Source organism: Streptomyces sp. NPDC059398 (assembly GCF_042751845.1).
Classification (GTDB): Bacteria; Actinomycetota; Actinomycetes; order Streptomycetales; family Streptomycetaceae; genus Streptomyces.
Window position 1 is genome coordinate 30,910 of sequence record NZ_JBHYWP010000034.1, and the last position, 17,981, is coordinate 48,890.

Below are 17,981 nucleotides of genomic sequence, written 5' to 3' on the forward strand. Positions count from 1 at the left end.
CCGCCGGCGCGCGGTCCCGGGCGCGCTCGCGCCCCCCCCCCCACCCGGGTTTTGACGGCAACGGCTGCGGTGGGCGGGTCGTCCGGGGCGTCGGTCTGGCTGAGGATGCCCCGAGGGTGTCGATGGCCTGGCGCTGGAGGTGGAGACGTACGTGGGCGTAGACGGTGGCGGTGAAGCCGATGTGGGCGTGGCCGAGGAGTTCCTTGATCACGACGAGTTCGACGCCCTGTTCTAGGTGCAGGGCGGCGGTCGAGTGGCGGAGGTCGTGGACGCGGATGCGGCGAAGGGCGGCCTTGCGCAGGAGTGCGGTGAAGGTGCGGGTGAGGTTGGTCGGGTCGACCGGCCTGACCCTGCGGAGTCGTGAACGCGTTCCCGTTGTGCTGCCACGTGGCGTCTGCGGTGAGGGGTTCCAGATGCCGGGGCCGGCGGCGTCGGCCCAGGTAGGCACCCCCTTCACAGCCGGAAAGGCCACCGTCAGGAAAGCCCCCGGCCCTCCAGCCGGGAGCGGAGGGTGGCGGCGAAGTCCTCGGCCCTGGTCAGCTGGACCCGTAGATCCTGGATCTTCTGGGTGGCGGTCTGTTCGTAGGACCTGACGCGGTCCAGGAGTGCCTCGCGATCCTGGCCGGGGGGCTGGTCGTCCGCGTCCAGGCGGTCCGTGGCGTCCAGGAGGTCGCGCATCTCTTCCAGGGTGAAGCCGAGCGGCTTCATGCGGCGGATGACCATCAGGCGGGTGACGTCGGTCTCGGTGTAGAGGCGGAAGCCGCCCTGGGAGCGGGCGGAAGGGATGACCAGGCCGGTTTCCTCGTAGTGCCGGATGGTCCGCAGGGAGAGCTCGGTCCGTTCGGCGACCTCGCCGATCTGCATGCGCCTGCTGCCCTTCTTGTCCCTGCTGTCTCTGTCCACGACCGTGTTCCCGGCCCTTCTCTTGCCTGGGGCGCCCAGCCCGTAGGGCTGCCCGTATCTCTACTCTAACGTCAGGGTAGAGTTGTCGGTGGCTGTGTTGATCCTGGGGTGGCTCGCGCCGCCCCGTCCCACAGTGTGCGGGCGCCCTCTGCGAAGTGCTGTGCGGCGCCGCTCCGTTGTCCCGGACTTCCGCCCTGCTCCGGCGGGCGATCCGCGCACCGCCGTCCCGGCCCTGCGCGTTCCACCGCACGGCCGCCTGCCGGCCGCGCCCGAGCACGACAGGTCCTCCGGTCTTGCAGACTCTCCCCTCATCCCTGCCCGTGCGCCTGCGCGGCCTGCCGCGGCCTCCCTGGCTGTCGCCCAAGGTCTTCCGCGTGGAAGTGCTGGCCGGGCTGGTCGTCGGCCTGGCGCTGATTCCGGAAGCGATCTCGTTCTCCGTCATCGCCGGTGTCGACCCGAAGGTGGGGCTCTTCGCCGCCTGCACGATGGCGATGGTCATCGCGTTCGCCGGTGGCCGTCCGGCGATGATCTCGGCCTCGACCGGCGCCGTCGCCCTGGTCGTCGCTCCCGTCGCCCGTCAGTACGGCCTGGGTTATCTCATCGCGACCGTGATCCTCGCCGGGGTCTTCCAGATCGTGCTGGGCTCGCTCGGGGTGGCCAGGCTGATGCGGTTCGTGCCGCGTTCGGTGATGGTCGGCTTCGTCAACGCGCTGGGCATCCTGCTGTTCACCGCGCAGATTCCCAACCTCCACGGCGTCCCCTGGCAGGTCTATCCGCTCGTCGTCGCCGGTCTGGCGTTGATGGTGTTCTTCCCCCGTCTGACCAGGGCCGTGCCCGCACCGCTGGTGTCGATCGTGATCCTCACCGTGATCACGGTCGCGGCCGGGATCGCGGTGCCCACCGTGGGCGACAAGGGCAGGCTCCCCTCGTCCCTCCCCGTACCGGGGCTGCCGGATGTGCCGTTCAGCGTCCACACCCTCACCGTCATCGCGCCCTATGCGCTGGCGATGGCGCTGGTCGGGCTGATGGAGACGCTGATGACCGCCAAGCTCGTGGACGAGATCACCGACACCCGCTCCAACAAGACCCGCGAGGCCATCGGCCAGGGCATCGCCAACATCGTCACCGGGTTCTTCGGCGGTATGGGCGGCTGCGCGATGATCGGACAGACGATGATCAACGTCAAGAACGGTGCCCGTACCCGCCTTTCCACGTTCCTCGCCGGGTTCTTCCTGCTGATTCTGTGCATCGTGCTGGGGCCGGTCGTGTCCGACATTCCGATGGCCGCCCTCGTGGCCGTGATGGTGCTTGTCTCCGTCGGTACCTTCGACTGGCACTCCGTCAAACCCGCCACTCTCAAGCGGATGCCGGTCGGCGAGACCGCGGTGATGGTCATCACCGTCGCGGTCGTCGTCGCCACCAGCAACCTGTCCATCGGCGTCGTCGTCGGCACCCTCACCGCCATGGCGATCTTCGCTCGCCGGGTCGCCCGGCTGACCCAGGTCACGGCCGTCACCGATCCGGACGGCGAGAGCGTCGTGTACGCGGTCACCGGCGAGCTGTTCTTCGCCTCCTCCAGCGAACTGGCCGCCCGGTTCGACTACGCGGGCGATCCGGGCAGGGTCGTCATCGATCTCACCGGCGCCCATGTCTGGGACGCCTCGTCCGTCGCCGCGCTGGACGCGATCACTCTCGCGTACGCCGGCCGCGGAAAGACCGTGGAGATCGTCGGTCTCAACGAGGACAGCGCCAGAATGCACGGAAGCCTCAGCGGGGAGCTGACCGGGAGCCACTGAATCCGCTGCCGTCCTCCGTGTGAGTGCCTGGCGTCTGTGGCTCATCGGGCCGCCCGGCCGGACTGGAAGCCCACCGTGACCAACTCTCCGGCTTGCTCGATGACCCGGCCGACGCTGACGACGCGGCCGGCATCGCCTTCATCGCCTGCCGGGTCCTGCACAGGGCCGCCGATCCTCGTAACCCGTATCCCGTAACCCGTATCCCGTAACCCGTAACCCGAGCCCTGTGGCCTGCTGAACAGGCATCCCCAACACGCGAGTTGAGGTCAGCGAGCCGCCGGAAGACCGTCCCGCGGTGCGGCCTTCGCGGGCGCGCCGCTCCCCGCGGTGCGGGTGAGAGCCGAGACCGCGAACATCACCAGCGCGTTGACCAGGAGCGCGACGACGCCGACGTTGAGGTCCTTGACCGCCTGCGGCAGCCCCGGCAGCAGGCTGCCGACAGTGGCCCCGGTGACCGTCACCACCCCGACGACCAGGACGCCCACGATGATGCCCGCGGCCGCGCCCTGTTTGCTGACCAGCCTGCGCGGCGCCAGGCTGACCAGCAGCGCAGGGAAGAGCTGGGTCACCAGGGAGTAGCCCATGAGCATCAGGTTGACGATGCTGCTGCCGCCGTTGAAGGTGAAGAAGAGCGCGATCAGCGCCAGTACGGGCACCAGCAGCTTGGCCAGCCGGCCCACCGACTCCTCCGTCGTTCCCGGACGGACGAGCTTGTAGACGTTCTTGGCCAGGCAGGTCGCGGATGTCAGCAGGAGCAGCGAGCCGGGTACGAGTGCGGTGAGTACGCCCGCACCGCCGACGACCCCCACGAACCACGGGTCGAAGGACTTGACCGTGATCCGCAGCAGTGACAGATCGGCGTCGGCGCCCTTCAGGCCGGGTACCGCGAGCAGGGCGGCGAATCCGGCCAGGAAGACGAAGAGCAGGACGAGTTGGTAGAGGGGCATGAAGATGGCGTTCCGGCGGAACACCCGCTCGTTCTGCGCGCTGTACGAGGCGCTGAACGAGTGCGGCCACATATAGAAGCCCAGCGTCGAAAGCAGGACCGTCGAGACGAACCACGACGGACTGAGCCCGCTGTGCTGGAGGGTCAGGAAACCCGGCTTCGCCGTGTCGATGGCGTGGAACATGTGGCCGACCCCGCCCGCGTAGTGCAGCGGCAGGTAGATACCGAGGAACAGGACGACCGAGAGGATCAGTACGTCCTTGAGCACCGCGGTCCAGGCCGAGCCGTGGATGCCGGAGATGGTCACGTACACGGTCAGGGCGACCGTACCGATGATCACCGCGAGGGTCTTGGAGATATGCCCGTACGAGGCCTCGGAGACGATGATCCCCATCCCGGTCAGCTGGAGGACCAGGTACGGCACCATCGCCACCACACCGACCAGGGCCACCAGGGCGCCGAGCAGCGGGCTGTCGAACTTCCTGGCGAAGAAGTCGGACTGGGAGACGAGGCGGTGCTCCTTGGCGTAACGCCAGATCGACGGGAGCAGCCAGTACGACATCACGTACGCCAGCGCGCCGTAGCACAGGATGTAGAGGGCGGGGCCGCCCTTTCCGTACGCCCAGCCGGAGGCGCCGAGGAAGGTGAAGGTGGTGTAGATCTCGCCGGCGAGCAGCAGGAAGACGAAGGTCGTTCCGAAGCTGCGGCCGCCGACGGACCATTCTTCGAGGTCCATGTCCTTGCCGCGGCGGGCCTGGAGGCCGAGGCAGATGGCGACCAGGAGGAAGCCGAGGATGACGACGAGGGCGGTCATGCCGGGTCCTCCTCGCTGTTGCGGGCATCGAGGCTGCCGGCATCGAGGCTGCGGGCATCCAGACTCCGGGCATCGAGGTTGCGGGGGTCGAGTCTGTAGATCACGGCCATGACCACCGAGATCAGGGCCACCCACAGGACGATCCAGAAGAGGATGAAGGGCATTCCGAGGACGTAGGGCCTCACTCGGTCGGCGAACCAGATTCCGCCGAGGATCCCGATGAAGGGGATCGTTCCGATGAGGGGGAGCAGGGCGCCGCCCGCCGGACGGGGCTTGGGCACAGGGGGCATGGGGTAGTCCCGGGGTAGTGGTGTGTTGTTATTCCACTATGCGGAATTTACTTTCCGGGGATGAGCGTAGCCGTCGGTCCCGGAACCCTGTCAAGGCTTCGGCCGCCACCGGACGGAATTCAACATTCCGTTGAACTCCTGCTAGTGGAAGGGGGTTTGGCCTGTGTGACCCCCACTGCCGGTGGTCCGCTCCTGCGCGGAGGGGCGGACCGTTCCCCGGCCGCTCACGGACACGGCTCAGGCGGCGAGGACGACGTCGTTGTCCTCGGCGTTCGGCAGCCGCCGTCTGTCGAATCGCGGCGGGCTTCGCCCTGTCGAACCGTGGCGTGCGGTCGCCCGTCCCCTCCCGCCCGGTTGACTCATTTCGGGTGATCCGCACCCCCGGCGCACCCCCGCACAGCCCCGGTTCGTACGATCCCTCCGTGACCAGCGACGCTTCGCCCTCCCGGCGCGCAGTGCTCGGCCTTGCCGCCGCTGCCGTGCCCGCCGCTCTTCTCGCCACCGGGGCCGCCCCGGCTTCGGCCGCCACCGCCGTGGGGGGTGAGCGGCTCGGCCTCGACGGAGTACAGGTGCGGCGGATGAGCGGCGCGCCCGCCCTGCCGCGTGCCGATGCCAAGTCGTGGCTTGTCGCGGACTGCGAGAGCGGGGAGGTGCTGGCCGCCTACCGCGCGCATCACCGGCTGCCGCCCGCCTCCACGCTGAAGATGCTCTTCGCGGACACCGTGCTCCCCAAGTTCGAGAAGAAGCAGAAACACCGGGTCACCGCCGCCGATCTCGCGGGCATACCGGAAGGCAGCAGTCTGGTGGGTGTCGAGGCCGGGACGTCGTACACCGTCGACCAGTTGTGGCACGGGGTCTTCCTGCGCTCCGGCAACGACGCCGTCCATGTGCTGAGCGCCCTGAACGGCGGAGTGCCCGCCACCGTGCGCGAGATGGCGGCCAAGGCCGTCGATCTCCAGGCGCTGGACACCCATGTCGTCAGCCCGGACGGATACGACCACCCCGGGCAGGTGTCCTCGGCGTACGACCTGTCGCTGTTCGCCAGGCACGGGCTGCGGAACGACGACTTTCGGCAGTACTGCGCCACCCGGCTCGCCGAGTTCCCGGCCCGGGGCGGCAAGAAGTTCCAGATCCAGAACACCGACCGGCTGCTCGGCGAGTACAAGGGCATGATCGGCGTCAAGAACGGCTACACCACGCACGCCGGCAACACCTTCACCGGCGCCGCCACCCGGGACGGCCGCACCCTGCTGGTCACCGTCATGCATCCGGTGACCGGGTACGACCAGGTCTACAAGGACACGTCGGCGCTCCTCGACTGGGGCTTCCGGGCCGCGGGCCGGGTCACCCCGGTCGGCAAGCTGGTCGACCCGGTCAGCGAGGGCGGCCGGCCCTCGGCGGCCCCCTCCCCGGCGCCGGGACCGAACGCGGCGGGGACTGGCTCCGGCGGCTCCTCGTCGTCCTGGCCGCTTTTCGGCGCGGGCGGCGGGGCGGCGGCGCTGCTCGCCGTCGGCACGGTGGCCCTGCGCAACCGCAAGCCGCGCCGCAGGCGCAAGCACTGAGCGGTCGCCGGTAGGGGACGAGTGCGGGGGCGGCGGCAGGTTTCCGCCCCCGCGCCCGTCCCCCTCGGTTCCGTCCCAGTTCCCCCCCAGTTCCCCCCAGTTCCCCTCAGCTCCTCTTGGTTCTGCTCAACCGCCCTCAGTCGCTCTCAGTCGCCCTCCGCGATACGGGTGCCCGTGCCGCTGACCCGTACCCGTGCGTCGTCCGCCCGCAGGGTGACCGTCAGCTCGCCGGGGCGGCCCATGTCCGTACCCTGGTGGAGGGTGAGCACCGCGTCCTCCGCGACGAGGCCCAGTTCACGCGCGTACGCCCCGAACGCCGCCGCCGCGGCCCCGGTCACCGGGTCCTCGACCACACCGCCCACCGGGAACGGGTCGCGGACATGGAAGACCGTCTCCGACTCCCGCCACACCAGCTGGAGCGTGGTCAGGTCCAGGGTGCGCATGAACGCGGCCAGCCGGTCGAAGTCGTACGCGAGGTCCGCCAGCCGGGACCGGGTCGCGGCGGCCAGCACCAGATGGCGCGCGCCCGCGTAGCCGATACGGGGCGGGAGGGCCGGGTCGAGGTCGGATGCCTGCCAGCCCAGGGCGCCGAGGGCTTCCTCGACGTCGTGCCCGTCCACGTCGAGTACGGCCGGTTCGACGCTCGTCAGGGTCGCCCGCAGCGCGCCGTCCTCCTCGGCCACCGTCACCGGGACCGTGCCCGCGCGGGTGGCGAGCAGGAGATCCCCGGGGCCGTGCCGCTCGGCGAAGGCGATGGCGGTGGCGACGGTCGCGTGCCCGCAGAACGAGACCTCGGCCTTCGGGCTGAAGTACCGGACGGTGAAGGCCCGTCCGGGCTCCCCGCCAAGCCCTTCCGGCGGCGCGGTCAGGAACGCGGTCTCGCTGTATCCGAGCTCCGCGGCGATCGCGAGCTGCTCCGCGTCGTCGAGACCGGTGGCGTCCAGTACGACCCCGGCCGGATTGCCCCCTGCGGGGTCGGTGGAGAACGCGGTGTAGCGGAGTACTCCGGTGCGGTGCTGTGCGGTTGGCGTCATGTCCGTCGCCAACCGCCGGGGCGCGGGGGTCATTCCCCGGCGGGGCCCGGCCGGTTCAGGGGTCCGGCCGGTTCAGGGAGCGGGCCGGTGGGCCGGTTCAGGGGGCCGGCCGTTTCAGGGAGCGGGCCGGTTCAGGGAGCGCGCCGCGACCCGCTCCAGATGGCCGGCGAAGACGTCGGCCGCGTCCGGGGTCAGGGTGCGCAGCGCCACCATCGCCGTCACGATCACATCGCAGAGCTCGGCCTCCACGTCCTGCCAGCTGTGCGAAGCGCCCTTGCGCGGGTTCTGGCCGGTGGCGCCGATGACCGCCTGGGCCACCTCACCGACCTCCTCGGAGAGCTTGAGGATCCTGAGCAGGGTCTGCTCCTGAGGCGGCCGGGAGGCGGACTCGTCCAGCCAGGCACGGAGTTGGGCGACGGTGGTCCAGGCGTGTTCGTCCATGAACAGCACCCTGCCACGCCGGTGCCTGCGCCCGGGTACTCAGCCCGGATATTCAGCCCGGATACTCAGCCCGGATATTCAGCCCGGATACTCAGCTGGTGATGTACCCCTTGCCGGGGTGCGACCACGAGACGCTGTCCTTCTTCTTGCCGTGGGAGTCGGTCAGCGTCGCCGTGTCACGGTCGTTGTTCCAGACATACGCGCCGCGGCCCTGGTACTTGGAGGCGGTCGTGTTCTTGCCCTTGCCGGTGTAGACGGTCACCGACTGGTTCCGCTTGAGGGTGACGCTGCCGAAGGTGTAGCTGTGCCGGCTCGCGTCGGTCACCTTCCAGCCCTTGATGCTGACGGTGGACCTGCTCCGGTTCTGGAGCCGCACCCACTCGCCGTTGAGGCTCTTGTTGCTCCGGGTGTCCTTGCCCGGCGAGTCGTACTGGACCTTGCTGATCTGTACGGGCGAGGTGGCCGCCGACGCGCTCGGCGCGGTGGCGAGCAGCGTCCCCGCGAGGGCGGCGACGAGCAGGGCGGCGGGGGCCGTGGAACGTATGCGCAAGGTGCGCTCCTGGTGTGGAAAGTGTGAAGAAGCCTTGAAGTAGTGGAGTGTAGAGGGCAGTAGCGGCGGCCGTGGCCCCTTTGCCTCAACAGCAGACCCCGCCGACTGCCCACTACGTCGGCCCCCTCGCCTCAGCCGCACCCCTCGCCGTGCCGCCCCCTCGCCTCAGCCGCGCCCCACGTACGGCATCGCCGTCGCCATCACCGTCGCGAACTGCACATTCGCCCCCAGCGGCAGCCCCGCCATGTGCAGCACGGTGCGCGCCACATCCGCCACGTCCATCACCGGCTCGGCCAGCACCTCACCGCTGGCCTGTCTGATGCCGCTGCTCATCCGCTCGGTCATGTCCGTGGCGGCGTTGCCGATATCGATCTGTCCGCAGGCGATGCGGTACGGACGGCCGTCCAGCGAGAGGGACTTGGTGAGGCCCGTCAGGGCGTGCTTCGTCGCGGTGTACGCGATCGAGTCCGGGCGCGGGGCGTGCGCCGAGACGGAGCCGTTGTTGATGATCCGGCCGCCCTGCGGATCCTGCTCCTTCATGAGCCGGAAGGCGGCCTGTGCGCACAGGAACGAACCCGTCAGATTGGTGTCGACGACCTGTCGCCACGCCTCGTACGGAAGCTCCTCCACCGGCACCCCGCCGGGGCCCGAGATGCCCGCGTTGTTGAAGAGCAGGTCCAGCCGCCCCCAGCGCTCCCGCACCGCGTCGAAGAGCGCGCCCACCTCGTCGGGGGATGTGACGTCCGCCGTCACGGGGAAGGTCTCGCCCCCGGTGAGCGCGGCCGTCGCGGCCAGCTTCTCCGTACGGCGTCCGGCCAGCGCGACCGACCAGCCGGCGTCCGCCAGGGTGCGGGCGACACTGCGGCCGATGCCCGAGCCCGCGCCCGTGACCACCGCCGTTTTCCGGGAGGGCGGTGTCCGGGACGTCTGCGTCCGGGCTGTCTGCGTCCGAGAGGCGTTCGTCCGAGGGGTGTTCGTCCGGGAGGTGTTCGTCCGAGAGGTGTTCATGGGGGCGCAGATTACGACAGGACTGACCCGGAACGATCTCCGGTGCCGCCCCTGTGCCGTGTCCGCTACGCCGTGTCCGCTACGGCGTGTCCGCTACGCCGTGTCCGCTACGGCGTGACCGCTACGCCGGGTCCGCCGGATACCGGACGCCCGTCCGCTCCCGTACCGCGTCGAGCGTCCGCATCACCGCGAGCGTGCCGTCCAGCGGCACCAGCGGGGACTCGGTCTCGCCCGCGCGCAGGGCGCGCATCACCTCGGCCGCCTCGTCCTGCATACCGTGCAGCCCGCTGCCGTACTGTCCGGCGGTGAACTCCTCGGGCTCCCGGCCGTCCCGGTGCAGGACGAACCGTTCCGGGGCGAAGAAGCCGCGCGGGACCTCGATCCGGCCCCCGGTCCCCGTCACCGCCGCGGTGCGCGGGGTGTCCGCGGTCACCGAACAGTTCAGCAGCGCGGTCGCCCCGCTCTCCCAGCCCAGCAGCACCGAGGTGTCCAGGTCGACGCCCGCCGACGAGAGCACCGCGTCGGCCCGTACCCGGTCGGGCTCGCCGAGCAGCAGCTGCGCGAACGAGACCGGGTAGACACCGAGGTCGAGGAGCGCCCCGCCGCCCTGCGCCGGGTCGAGCAGCCGGTGGCCCGCGCCGAACGGCCCGGCGAGGCCGAAGTCCGCCTGTACGGTACGGATCTCGCCGATCGCCCCGTCCCGTACGAGCTCCGTCAGTCGGCGCACGAGCGGGTTGCAGTACATCCACATCGCCTCCATCAGGAAGCTGCCGCGGGCACGGGCGAGATCTGCCAGCTCGGTGGCCTCCCGCGCGTTCAGCGTGAACGCCTTCTCGCACAGCACCGCGCGCCCCGCCTCCAGGCAGAGCCCGGCGGCGGCCCGGTGAGCGGAGTGCGGCGTCGCCACGTACACGACATCGACCTCCGGGTCGGCCGCCAGCTCCGCCCAGCTGCCATGGGCGCGCGGGACACCGAAGCGACCGGCGAATCCCTTCGCGGACGCGAGCGTCCTCGACCCCACGGCGACCACCTCGGCGCCGGGGAGTCCTTGCAGGTCAGCGGTGAAGGCGGCGGCTATGCCACCCGTGGCGAGCACACCCCAGCGCACAGTCTTCTCCATCACGGCTCCCGTAAATCGTCTTTACCACACCCTGTGAGCTGAGAGCATAGAGGCCATGCCGAAGACCTCTGCCCCGGAGCACATACGCACCGGGCTCCCCGCCCCTGCCGTCGCCCGCACCACCGGAATCCTGGTCACCCTCGTCCTCGGCGGGCTCACCGCGCTGCCCGCGCTCTCGATGGACATGTATCTTCCCGCGCTGCCCGAGGTCACGGACGCGCTGCATTCGCCCGCCGCCACCGTCCAGCTCACCCTCACCGCCTGCCTGATCGGTATGGCGCTCGGACAGCTCGTCGTCGGCCCGATGAGCGACAAGTGGGGACGGCGCCGGCCGCTGCTCATCGGCATGGCCGTGTACGTCGCGGCCACCGCGGTCTGCGCCTTCGCGCCCAGCGTCGAACTGCTCATCGGCTTCCGGCTGTTGCAGGGTCTCGCGGGGGCCGCGGGCATCGTGATCGCCCGCGCGGTGGTGCGTGACCTCTACGACGGCATGGAGATGGCCCGGTTCTTCTCCACGCTGATGCTGATCTCCGGGGTCGCCCCGATCGTCGCCCCGCTCATCGGCGGCCAGATCCTCCAGATCACCGACTGGCGCGGGGTCTTCGTGCTGCTCACCGTGGTCGGCACGCTTCTGACGCTCGTGGTGTGGAAGTGGCTGCACGAGACCCTGCCGCCCGAGCGGCGGCACACCGGCGGTGTCGGGCACGCCCTGCGGACGATGCGCTCGCTCCTCGCCGACCGGGTCTTCACCGGTTATCTGATCGCCGGTGGTCTCGCCTTCGGGGCGCTCTTCGCGTACATCAGTGCGTCCCCCTTCGTGGTGCAGGACATCTACGGCGCGTCGCCGCAGACCTTCAGCCTGCTCTTCGGGCTCAACTCGGTCGGTCTGGTCGCCGTCGGCCAGATCAACGGCAAGCTGCTCGTCGGCCGGGTCAGTCTGGACAAGGCCCTCGGCTTCGGGCTGAGCGTCATCACGCTCGCCGCCACCGCTCTGCTGCTGATGACGTCCGGCGTCTTCGGCCATGTCGGCCTCTTCCCGATCGCCGCGGGGCTCTTCGTCCTGATGTCCGCGATGGGCCTGGCCATGCCGAACACCAACGCCCAGGCCCTGATGCGCACCCCGCACGCCGCGGGGTCCGCCTCGGCGCTGCTCGGCACCTCCACCTTCCTGCTCGGCGCGGTGACGTCCCCGCTGGTCGGCATCGCGGGCGAGGCCACGGCCGCCCCGATGGCCGTGGTCCAGCTGGTGTGCGGAGTGGGTGCGATGACCTGCTTCCTGGCGCTGTGCCGTCCGTGGCAGCGCAGGGCGCCGGCGGTGACGGTCGCCGGCTGAGGGCTGTCCCGTAATCCCTGGCGGGCGCACGACGACAGCTACGGCGCCTCGCCGCGTTGTCGGAACTCCCGAATACAACCAGTATGCGGACGCCCCTCCGCCTTTCGATGCACCGCATCTGACGCCGCGCGCTGATCCACCAGGGATTACGGGACAGCCCTTAGCGGAGCGGACAGGGCCGCCTGGCCGATCGGCCGGGCGGATGCGGCAGCCGGGCGCCCGGTGACCGGCCGGCCGTCCCGGCGGCGCCGAGGTCGGCCGCTCCCGTCGCCCGGCAGGTCCCGTACCGCAGCGTCGCAGGTCATCGCGGTACCGGCACTCTCTTCGAACAAATGACCAAGGGCCACCCGTTCGGCCCCGTGGTGCGAAACCCTTCACCCCCGTACGCCGTTCTGCTGCCGCGGAGAGCTTACGAACGAGGGGGGACGGGGTGGCTCTGGTCGAGTCGGTGGTCGAGCCGGTGGCTGGGTGGGTGCCGCCGTGGAGCGGGGCCGACGGCGTGTTACCCGCGCACTGGGGCGCGGACGTCGCGCCTACGGATTCTCCGGTCGGGCCCGCTGTGCCCGCTGTCCGGATCGCGCCCGCTGTCCGGGCCGCGCCCGCTGTCCGGGCCGCGCCCGCTGTCCGGGCCGCGCCCGCTGTGCCCGCTGTCCGGTTCGCGCCCACCACCCGGGCCGCGCCCGCCGCCGGAGCTGTGCGTACCGCCCGATCCGTGCCCGCCGCCGGAGCTGTGCGTACCGCCGGATCCGAGCCTGTCGCCGGAGCCGTGACCGTCGCCGATGCCGCCGCCGCTTCCCGTACCCCCGCCGTGCGGCCCGCCGCGGGCGCACTCTTCGAGGAGCTCTCATGAGGACACCCGAGATCGCCGTGACCGGACTGGGGATGATCACCCCGGGCGGGGCCGGTACGGCCGAGACCTGGGAAGAGGTGTGCGCGGGCCGGCCCACCGCTCGCCGGCTGCCCGAACTGCGGGGCCTGCCCGTCGACTTCGGCTGCCCGGTGGACGGTGTCGATCTGGACGCGGCGGTCGGCGGCCGTAAGACCTGGCGTATGCACCGCTTCGTGAAACTGGCGCTGATCGCCGCCCGGCAGGCCGTCGCCGACGCCGGGCTCGATCCCGCAGGCTGGGACCCCACCCGGGTGGGGGTGGTGATCGGTGTCGGCGTCGGAGGTGTCTCCGTACTCGCCGACAACGTTCTGCGGCTGGACGCCGAAGGGCCCGGCGCGGTCTCCCCGCTGCTGGTGCCGATGATGATCCCCAACGCGGCCGCGGGTGAGGTTGCCATCGCGCTGTCGGCGCACGGGCCGAGTCTGGCCCCCGTCACCGCCTGCGCGTCCGGCGCCACGGCCATCGCCGTCGCCCGCGATCTGCTGGCCTCCGGGCAGTGCGACGTGGTGGTGGCCGGAGGAGCGGAGTCGGTGCTTCAGCCGCTCGTGGTCTCCGGTTTCGCGCAGATGGGCGCGGTCTCGCGGCGCTGTGACGACCCGGCGGGGGCGTCCCGGCCGTTCGCCGGGGACCGGGACGGATTCGTGATCGCCGAGGGCGCCGGGGTGCTGGTCCTGGAGCGGGCCACCGACGCGGCGGCCCGGGGACACCGGGCGCGGGCGCTCCTGGCCGGGGTGGGCGCCACCACCGACGCCCACCATCCGACCGCCCCCGACCCGGCGGGCCGCTGTGCGCAGGCGGCCGTCGAAGAGGCGCTGCGCGACGCGGGCTGGAGCCCGCATGATGTCGGCCACGTCAACGCACACGGCACCTCCACACCGCTCAACGACGCGATGGAGGCCGAAGTGATCTCGCGGGTGTTCCCGCACTGGCCACCGGTGACCTCGGCCAAGGGCGTCCTCGGGCACTCGCTCGCGGCAGCCGGGGCGATCGAGGCCGCGCTGACCGTACTGACCCTGGAGGAGGGCGTCATCCCGCCGATCGCCAATCTGGACGCTCCAGCCGTGGAGTTCGACCTGAACTGTGTGACCAAGCAGGCGCGCGGCGAGTCCGTGGAGCGGGCCGTCAGCCACTCCTTCGGCTTCGGCGGGCACAACGTGGTGCTGGCCTTCCAGCGGGGGGAATGACCCATGGCCATGGAGACGTTGTCCGCGCCGTCCGCGCCGACCTCGCCCGGTACAGCAGAAGCGACGGAGGCAGCAGAGGCGGCTGAGGCAGCAGAGGCGGCTGAGGCAGCAGAGACGGCTGAGACAGCAGAGACGGCTGAAGCAGCAAAGACGGCTGAGGTATATGCGGCTGCTGAGGCGGCCGGGTGCCCCCCGGCCGTGCACGGCGATCTGGTCCGGGTGCTGTTCGGTGACGACCACCGGGCCACCCACGGCCCCTGGCGTGCCCTTCTCGCCACGGAGCCCTTCCGGCGCAGGTCCGGTCTCACCCCGGATGAGCAGCTACGACTGGCGTACGCCCGGCTGCGCACCCTCAACTCCACGCTGGACAGCGCCTTCCGGCTGGCCGCCGACCCCGTGGCACTGGCCGCCCTGCACGAGTGGCTCAGCCCGGTCGACGCCGCGCTGACCACAGTCGCCGGTATCCACTACAACCTGTTCCTGGGCACCCTGCTGGACCACGATGCCGACGTGCGGCGGGATCTGTCCGACTTCGCGGACCTGACCCGCGTCGGGACCTTCCTCTGTACGGAGATCGACCACGGGAACGACGCGACGGCGCTGGAGACGACCGCCGTCCACGACCGGGCCAGGGGCGGATTCCTGCTGCGTACCCCGCATGCGGGCGCGCAGAAGTTCATGCCCAACACCAGTGCGGTGGGCGGCCCCAAGAGCGGAGTGGTGGCGGCCCGGCTGCTGGTCGACGGCAAGGACCTCGGCGTGTTCCTGTTCCTGACCCCGCTGACCGGGGCTGACGGGCCGCTGCCCGGTGTACGCGTCAGGCGGCTGCCGCCGCGTATAGGCAGCGTGGTCGACCACTGCCTGACCTCCTTCGACGATGTCTTCGTGCCGTGCGAGGCGCTGCTCTCCGGGGTGCAGGGCCGGCTCGACGCCGATGGCGCCTTCAGCAGTGAGGTGGTCAGCCGGCGCAGCCGCTTCCTGCTGTCGATCGGCCGTGTCACCGCGGGCAAGCTGAGCATGAGCGCCTGCGCGGTGGGGGCGGTCAGGGCGGCGCTGGCGGTGGCGGTCCGCCATGGCTCGCACCGGTTGATCGGCGGGGTACGGGCGCCCGAGCGGGTGCCCGTCATGGCGCACCGCAGCCACTACGCACCCCTCGCGGGCGCGCTGGCCACCGCGTACGCGATGACGCTGCTGCACCGCGACGTCGTACGCAGCTGGACGGAGCATCAGGACATCCCCGCCGATGCCGAGCGGCTGGTCGCCGTCGCCAAGGCGTGGATCACCTGGGAGGCGCGTGCCGTCCTGGCCGAGTGCCGTGAACGGTGCGGTGCCCAGGGGCTGTTGGAGCACAACGGCCTCGCCGCCCTGGTCACCGGGATCGAGGGGGCGATCACCGCCGAGGGCGACAACCTCGCCATCCACGCCAAGGCGGCGGCCGGGCTCGTGTCGGGCCACCGCCCGCCACCGCCCGCCGCGGCCCCGGCCGGCCGCGAACTGACCGATCCCGCCTACCTCCTGGAACTGCTCGCCGCCATCGAGTGCGTCGAACTCGACCGGGCCCGCGCCGCGATGCGCGAGGCCCCGCCGGGCGACGCACTCGGCCGGTGGAACGCGGGGGCGGCCGCCGCCCTGCGGGCCGCCACCGCGCACGCCCAGCTCCGGGCCGCCAGGGCTGTCGCCGCGGCCGCGGACACCCTCCCGCCGGACTCCGCCGCGGGGGAACTGCTGCGCACCTTGGGCCGGCTGTTCGCCCTGGAGCGCATCGCGCCCCGGAGCGGTGATCTGCTGTACGGGGGTTTCCTTGAGGGCCGTCACATCGGTGCGCTCCCGGCAGAGGTGGACCGGCTGACCGCCCGGGTCGCGGGGCGGGCACGGCTGCTGGCCGACGCGTTCGACCTGCCGGACGAGTGGCTGGCGGATGTGCCGGTCGCGGGCGCCGGATACGCGTCGGCGTACGACGACCCCGAGGGGCCCTGGCACCGTAGGCCGGGGGAGGCGTACCCGTGAACCGGTTCCTGCTGCGCACCGTCCTGGTCGGGTACTGGGGGACGGTCCATGTGCTGTCCCGTCTCTGCCGCCAGGACCTCTGAGGCCGGGGCCTCTGCTGCGGCGGCCTCTGCCGCGGGGGCCCGGGGGCGGCCATGGACCGGAGAGCGGCCCCGGCCAGGGGGAGCGGCCCGGAGCCGGCTTGAGGCCCGGTGTGGGCCGGGTGCGGGATCCGGTGTGAGGCCCGGGTGCGGGATCGGGGTGTGGGATCCGGTACGGGGGCCGGTGCCCGTTCCCGTGGGGTGAAAAAACCTTCCCTCACCGCGTAACCGGAGGTTCGTTCAACCGTTGGACCGACGTCCACGAGCTGTGATTCATCCGCATTGAGCATGCTTTGCGGGCTGCTCCACCGCTCCCACCCGCCTGCTCCACCAGGCCCGTCCGCTCCGAATGAAGGGGAATGTCATGTCCGAGCTGCACCCGACCCTTGTCGACGTCCTCACCCACACCTTCAAGGTCCCCGCCGCCGAACTCCGCCCCGAGGCCACCATGGAAGACCTGGAGATGGACTCCCTCGCGGTCGCGGAGCTCGGCGTGATCGTCAAGGAGACCCTCGGTGTCGACGCCGATGCCGACTCCGCGTACAAGGGGGCCACTCTGGGCCGCATCAGCGACTTCCTGACCGCGTCCACCGTGGCCGGTTCCCGATGACGCTTCCCCCTGTCGCCGTCACCGGTCTTGGCATGATCACCCCGGCCGGCAACGACACGGAATCCACCTGGCGGGGGGTGTGCACGGGGCGCTCCACGGCCCGTACCGTCCCCGAACTGGACGGCTGCGCCATCGACTTCGCCTGCCGGGTCACCGGTATCGACCTGGCCGACGCGGTCGGCGGCCGGACCGTCTACCGCATGGGCCGCTACGTCAGGCTCGCGGTGCTCGCCGCCGAGGAGGCCGTCGCCGACGCCGGGCTCTCCCCGGCCGGCTGGGACGGCACCCGGGTCGCCATCGTCATCGGGACCAGCAGCGCGGGATCGAGCGGGCTGTACGAGCAGTCGGTCGCCCTGGAGCGCCGGGGCCCCGAGGCGATCTCGCCTCTGGGCACCCTGCTCACCGTCCCCAACATGGCCGCCGCGGAGGTCGCCGTACGGCTGCGCAGCACGGGGCCGAGCCTGGCGCCCTGCACGGCCTGTTCGTCGGGCGCCACCGCGCTCTCGGTGGCGCGCGATCTGCTGGTCACCGGGCAGTGCGACATCGCCGTCGCGGGTGCCACCGAATCGATCGTCGACCGGCTGGCCCTGACCGGGTTCGCACGGTCGGGCGCCGGGGCGATGCGTGCCGGGGAGGAACCCCCGGCCATCAGCCGCCCGTTCGCCGCCGACCGCCGGGGCCTCGTGATGGGGGAGGGGGCGGCCGTCATGGTCCTGGAGCGCGAGGCCGACGCCCTGGCCAGGAACGTCGCCCCGCGCGCCCTGCTGGCCGGGACGGGCGCCACCACCGACGCGTACCACCCGACCAGCCCCCGGCCCGACGGTTCGGTCGCCCGTGCGGCGGTGGACGCGGCGCTGCGGGACGCGGGCTGGTGCGCGGCGGACGTCGGCCACGTCAACGCCCACGGCACATCGACCCTGCTCAACGACGCCACCGAGGCCGGGCTGATCGCCCGCGCCTATCCGCACCGGCCTCCGGTGACCGCGCCCAAGGGTGTGCTCGGCCACTGCATGGGTGCGGCGGGGGCGATCGAGGCCGGACTGACGGTCCTCACCCTCCAGCACGGACTCGTACCGCCCATCGCCAACCTGACCGCTCCCGCGCCGGAGTTCGACATCGACTGCGTGACCAAACAGCCCCGCCGGGTACGGCTGTCGCGCGCGGTCAGCCACTCCTTCGGCTTCGGCGGGCACAATGCCGTGCTCGCCTTCGAGCGGGGCTGACGGGGTGGGTGTTGTGCTCGGCTGCTGAGGGGGTCGGCGGGGTTGGTGCGTCTGGTGTTTCTGGCAGTGCCGACGGGGCTGGTGCGTCTGGTGGTGCTGGCAGGGCTGGTGCGGCTGGCGGGCCAGAGCGCGGGGGCGGGGCCGCCCGGGGCCGGGAGGGTCCGGGGCCGGGAGGGTCCCCAGGCACGGAA

Annotated in this window: 17 protein-coding genes; 8 read left to right on the forward strand and 9 right to left on the reverse strand. The window is 71.5% G+C overall.

The features are described 5' to 3' along the window. Together ACFXBC_RS15045 and ACFXBC_RS15050 are read right to left on the reverse strand one after the other, a co-directional pair. Positions 1 to 448 (reverse strand): tyrosine-type recombinase/integrase (locus ACFXBC_RS15045; RefSeq protein WP_385023550.1); only part of this gene is annotated, 448 nt, incomplete at its 3' end. A 26-nt stretch (positions 449 to 474) separates the two neighbouring features. Further along, positions 475 to 864, reverse strand: coding sequence for a MerR family transcriptional regulator (locus ACFXBC_RS15050; RefSeq protein WP_385023620.1), 390 nt, complete (start codon positions 862 to 864; stop codon positions 475 to 477). A gap of 332 nt (positions 865 to 1,196) precedes the next feature. Between ACFXBC_RS15050 and ACFXBC_RS15055 the strand changes: the two genes are divergently transcribed. Then, positions 1,197 to 2,699, forward strand: a complete 1,503-nt coding sequence (locus tag ACFXBC_RS15055; protein ID WP_385023552.1) for a SulP family inorganic anion transporter — start codon at positions 1,197 to 1,199, stop codon at positions 2,697 to 2,699. Positions 2,700 to 2,965: 266 nt separating this feature from the next. Here ACFXBC_RS15055 and ACFXBC_RS15060 read toward each other — a convergent pair whose 3' ends face one another. Then, complete coding sequence (locus ACFXBC_RS15060; protein WP_385023554.1) at positions 2,966 to 4,459, reverse strand: sodium:solute symporter; 1,494 nt, start codon at positions 4,457 to 4,459, stop codon at positions 2,966 to 2,968. Further along, a complete protein-coding gene (locus ACFXBC_RS15065; protein ID WP_385023556.1) occupies positions 4,456 to 4,740 on the reverse strand; it encodes a DUF3311 domain-containing protein in 285 nt (94 codons plus the stop codon). The genes ACFXBC_RS15060 and ACFXBC_RS15065 overlap by 4 nt, the downstream gene beginning before the upstream one ends. 431 nt (positions 4,741 to 5,171) lie before the next feature. Here ACFXBC_RS15065 and ACFXBC_RS15070 point away from each other — a divergent pair, with 431 nt between their 5' ends. Then, positions 5,172 to 6,311, forward strand: coding sequence for a D-alanyl-D-alanine carboxypeptidase family protein (locus tag ACFXBC_RS15070; RefSeq protein WP_385023558.1), 1,140 nt, complete (start codon positions 5,172 to 5,174; stop codon positions 6,309 to 6,311). A gap of 146 nt (positions 6,312 to 6,457) precedes the next feature. Here ACFXBC_RS15070 and ACFXBC_RS15075 read toward each other — a convergent pair whose 3' ends face one another. The 5 genes from ACFXBC_RS15075 to ACFXBC_RS15095 all read right to left on the reverse strand — a co-directional run bounded on the left by ACFXBC_RS15075 (position 6,458) and on the right by ACFXBC_RS15095 (position 10,464). After that, positions 6,458 to 7,345 carry a PhzF family phenazine biosynthesis protein gene (locus ACFXBC_RS15075; RefSeq protein ID WP_385023560.1) on the reverse strand — a complete coding sequence of 296 codons (888 nt, stop codon included), beginning with the start codon at positions 7,343 to 7,345 and terminating at the stop codon, positions 6,458 to 6,460. A gap of 114 nt (positions 7,346 to 7,459) precedes the next feature. Then, positions 7,460 to 7,786, reverse strand: a complete 327-nt coding sequence (locus ACFXBC_RS15080; protein WP_385023562.1) for a MazG-like family protein — start codon at positions 7,784 to 7,786, stop codon at positions 7,460 to 7,462. Between the two features lie 91 nt (positions 7,787 to 7,877). Next, the gene (locus tag ACFXBC_RS15085; RefSeq protein ID WP_385023564.1) at positions 7,878 to 8,336 is read right to left on the reverse strand and encodes a lamin tail domain-containing protein; all 459 of its coding nucleotides are present in this window, start codon (positions 8,334 to 8,336) and stop codon (positions 7,878 to 7,880) included. A gap of 165 nt (positions 8,337 to 8,501) precedes the next feature. Next, entirely contained in the window at positions 8,502 to 9,344 is an 843-nt protein-coding gene (locus ACFXBC_RS15090) for an SDR family oxidoreductase (RefSeq protein ID WP_385023566.1), read from the reverse strand. 121 nt (positions 9,345 to 9,465) lie between these two features. After that, a complete protein-coding gene (locus tag ACFXBC_RS15095; protein ID WP_385023568.1) occupies positions 9,466 to 10,464 on the reverse strand; it encodes a Gfo/Idh/MocA family protein in 999 nt (332 codons plus the stop codon). A gap of 55 nt (positions 10,465 to 10,519) precedes the next feature. Here ACFXBC_RS15095 and ACFXBC_RS15100 point away from each other — a divergent pair, with 55 nt between their 5' ends. From ACFXBC_RS15100 to ACFXBC_RS15125, 6 genes are all read left to right on the forward strand, one after another. Next, the gene (locus tag ACFXBC_RS15100) at positions 10,520 to 11,797 is read left to right on the forward strand and encodes a multidrug effflux MFS transporter (protein WP_385023570.1); all 1,278 of its coding nucleotides are present in this window, start codon (positions 10,520 to 10,522) and stop codon (positions 11,795 to 11,797) included. 712 nt (positions 11,798 to 12,509) lie between these two features. Next, a complete protein-coding gene (locus ACFXBC_RS15105; RefSeq protein WP_385023572.1) occupies positions 12,510 to 12,647 on the forward strand; it encodes a hypothetical protein in 138 nt (45 codons plus the stop codon). Continuing rightward, positions 12,644 to 13,870: a beta-ketoacyl-[acyl-carrier-protein] synthase family protein gene (locus tag ACFXBC_RS15110; RefSeq protein ID WP_385023574.1), complete on the forward strand. Its 1,227-nt coding sequence runs from the start codon at positions 12,644 to 12,646 to the stop codon at positions 13,868 to 13,870. The genes ACFXBC_RS15105 and ACFXBC_RS15110 overlap by 4 nt, the downstream gene beginning before the upstream one ends. A gap of 198 nt (positions 13,871 to 14,068) precedes the next feature. After that, positions 14,069 to 15,877, forward strand: a complete 1,809-nt coding sequence (locus ACFXBC_RS15115; protein WP_385023576.1) for an acyl-CoA dehydrogenase — start codon at positions 14,069 to 14,071, stop codon at positions 15,875 to 15,877. 444 nt (positions 15,878 to 16,321) lie between these two features. Next, positions 16,322 to 16,567, forward strand: a complete 246-nt coding sequence (locus ACFXBC_RS15120) for an acyl carrier protein (protein ID WP_385023578.1) — start codon at positions 16,322 to 16,324, stop codon at positions 16,565 to 16,567. Then, a complete protein-coding gene (locus ACFXBC_RS15125) occupies positions 16,564 to 17,790 on the forward strand; it encodes a beta-ketoacyl-[acyl-carrier-protein] synthase family protein (RefSeq protein ID WP_385023580.1) in 1,227 nt (408 codons plus the stop codon). The genes ACFXBC_RS15120 and ACFXBC_RS15125 overlap by 4 nt, the downstream gene beginning before the upstream one ends. The last annotated feature ends 191 nt before the right edge of the window (positions 17,791 to 17,981 follow it).

Excerpts from the sequence above, each read along its gene's own strand:
- ACFXBC_RS15090 (WP_385023566.1), bottom strand. The coding sequence starts at position 9,344 with ATGAACACCTCTCGGACGAACACCTCCCGGACGAACACCCCTCGGACG.
- ACFXBC_RS15100 (WP_385023570.1), top strand. The coding sequence starts at position 10,520 with ATGCCGAAGACCTCTGCCCCGGAGCACATACGCACCGGGCTCCCCGCC.
- ACFXBC_RS15095 (WP_385023568.1), bottom strand. The coding sequence starts at position 10,464 with ATGGAGAAGACTGTGCGCTGGGGTGTGCTCGCCACGGGTGGCATAGCC.
- ACFXBC_RS15080 (WP_385023562.1), bottom strand. The coding sequence starts at position 7,786 with ATGGACGAACACGCCTGGACCACCGTCGCCCAACTCCGTGCCTGGCTG.
- ACFXBC_RS15110 (WP_385023574.1), top strand. The coding sequence starts at position 12,644 with ATGAGGACACCCGAGATCGCCGTGACCGGACTGGGGATGATCACCCCG.
- ACFXBC_RS15075 (WP_385023560.1), bottom strand. The coding sequence starts at position 7,345 with ATGACGCCAACCGCACAGCACCGCACCGGAGTACTCCGCTACACCGCG.
- ACFXBC_RS15050 (WP_385023620.1), bottom strand. The coding sequence starts at position 864 with ATGCAGATCGGCGAGGTCGCCGAACGGACCGAGCTCTCCCTGCGGACC.
- ACFXBC_RS15125 (WP_385023580.1), top strand. The coding sequence starts at position 16,564 with ATGACGCTTCCCCCTGTCGCCGTCACCGGTCTTGGCATGATCACCCCG.
- ACFXBC_RS15120 (WP_385023578.1), top strand. The coding sequence starts at position 16,322 with ATGTCCGAGCTGCACCCGACCCTTGTCGACGTCCTCACCCACACCTTC.
- ACFXBC_RS15060 (WP_385023554.1), bottom strand. The coding sequence starts at position 4,459 with ATGACCGCCCTCGTCGTCATCCTCGGCTTCCTCCTGGTCGCCATCTGC.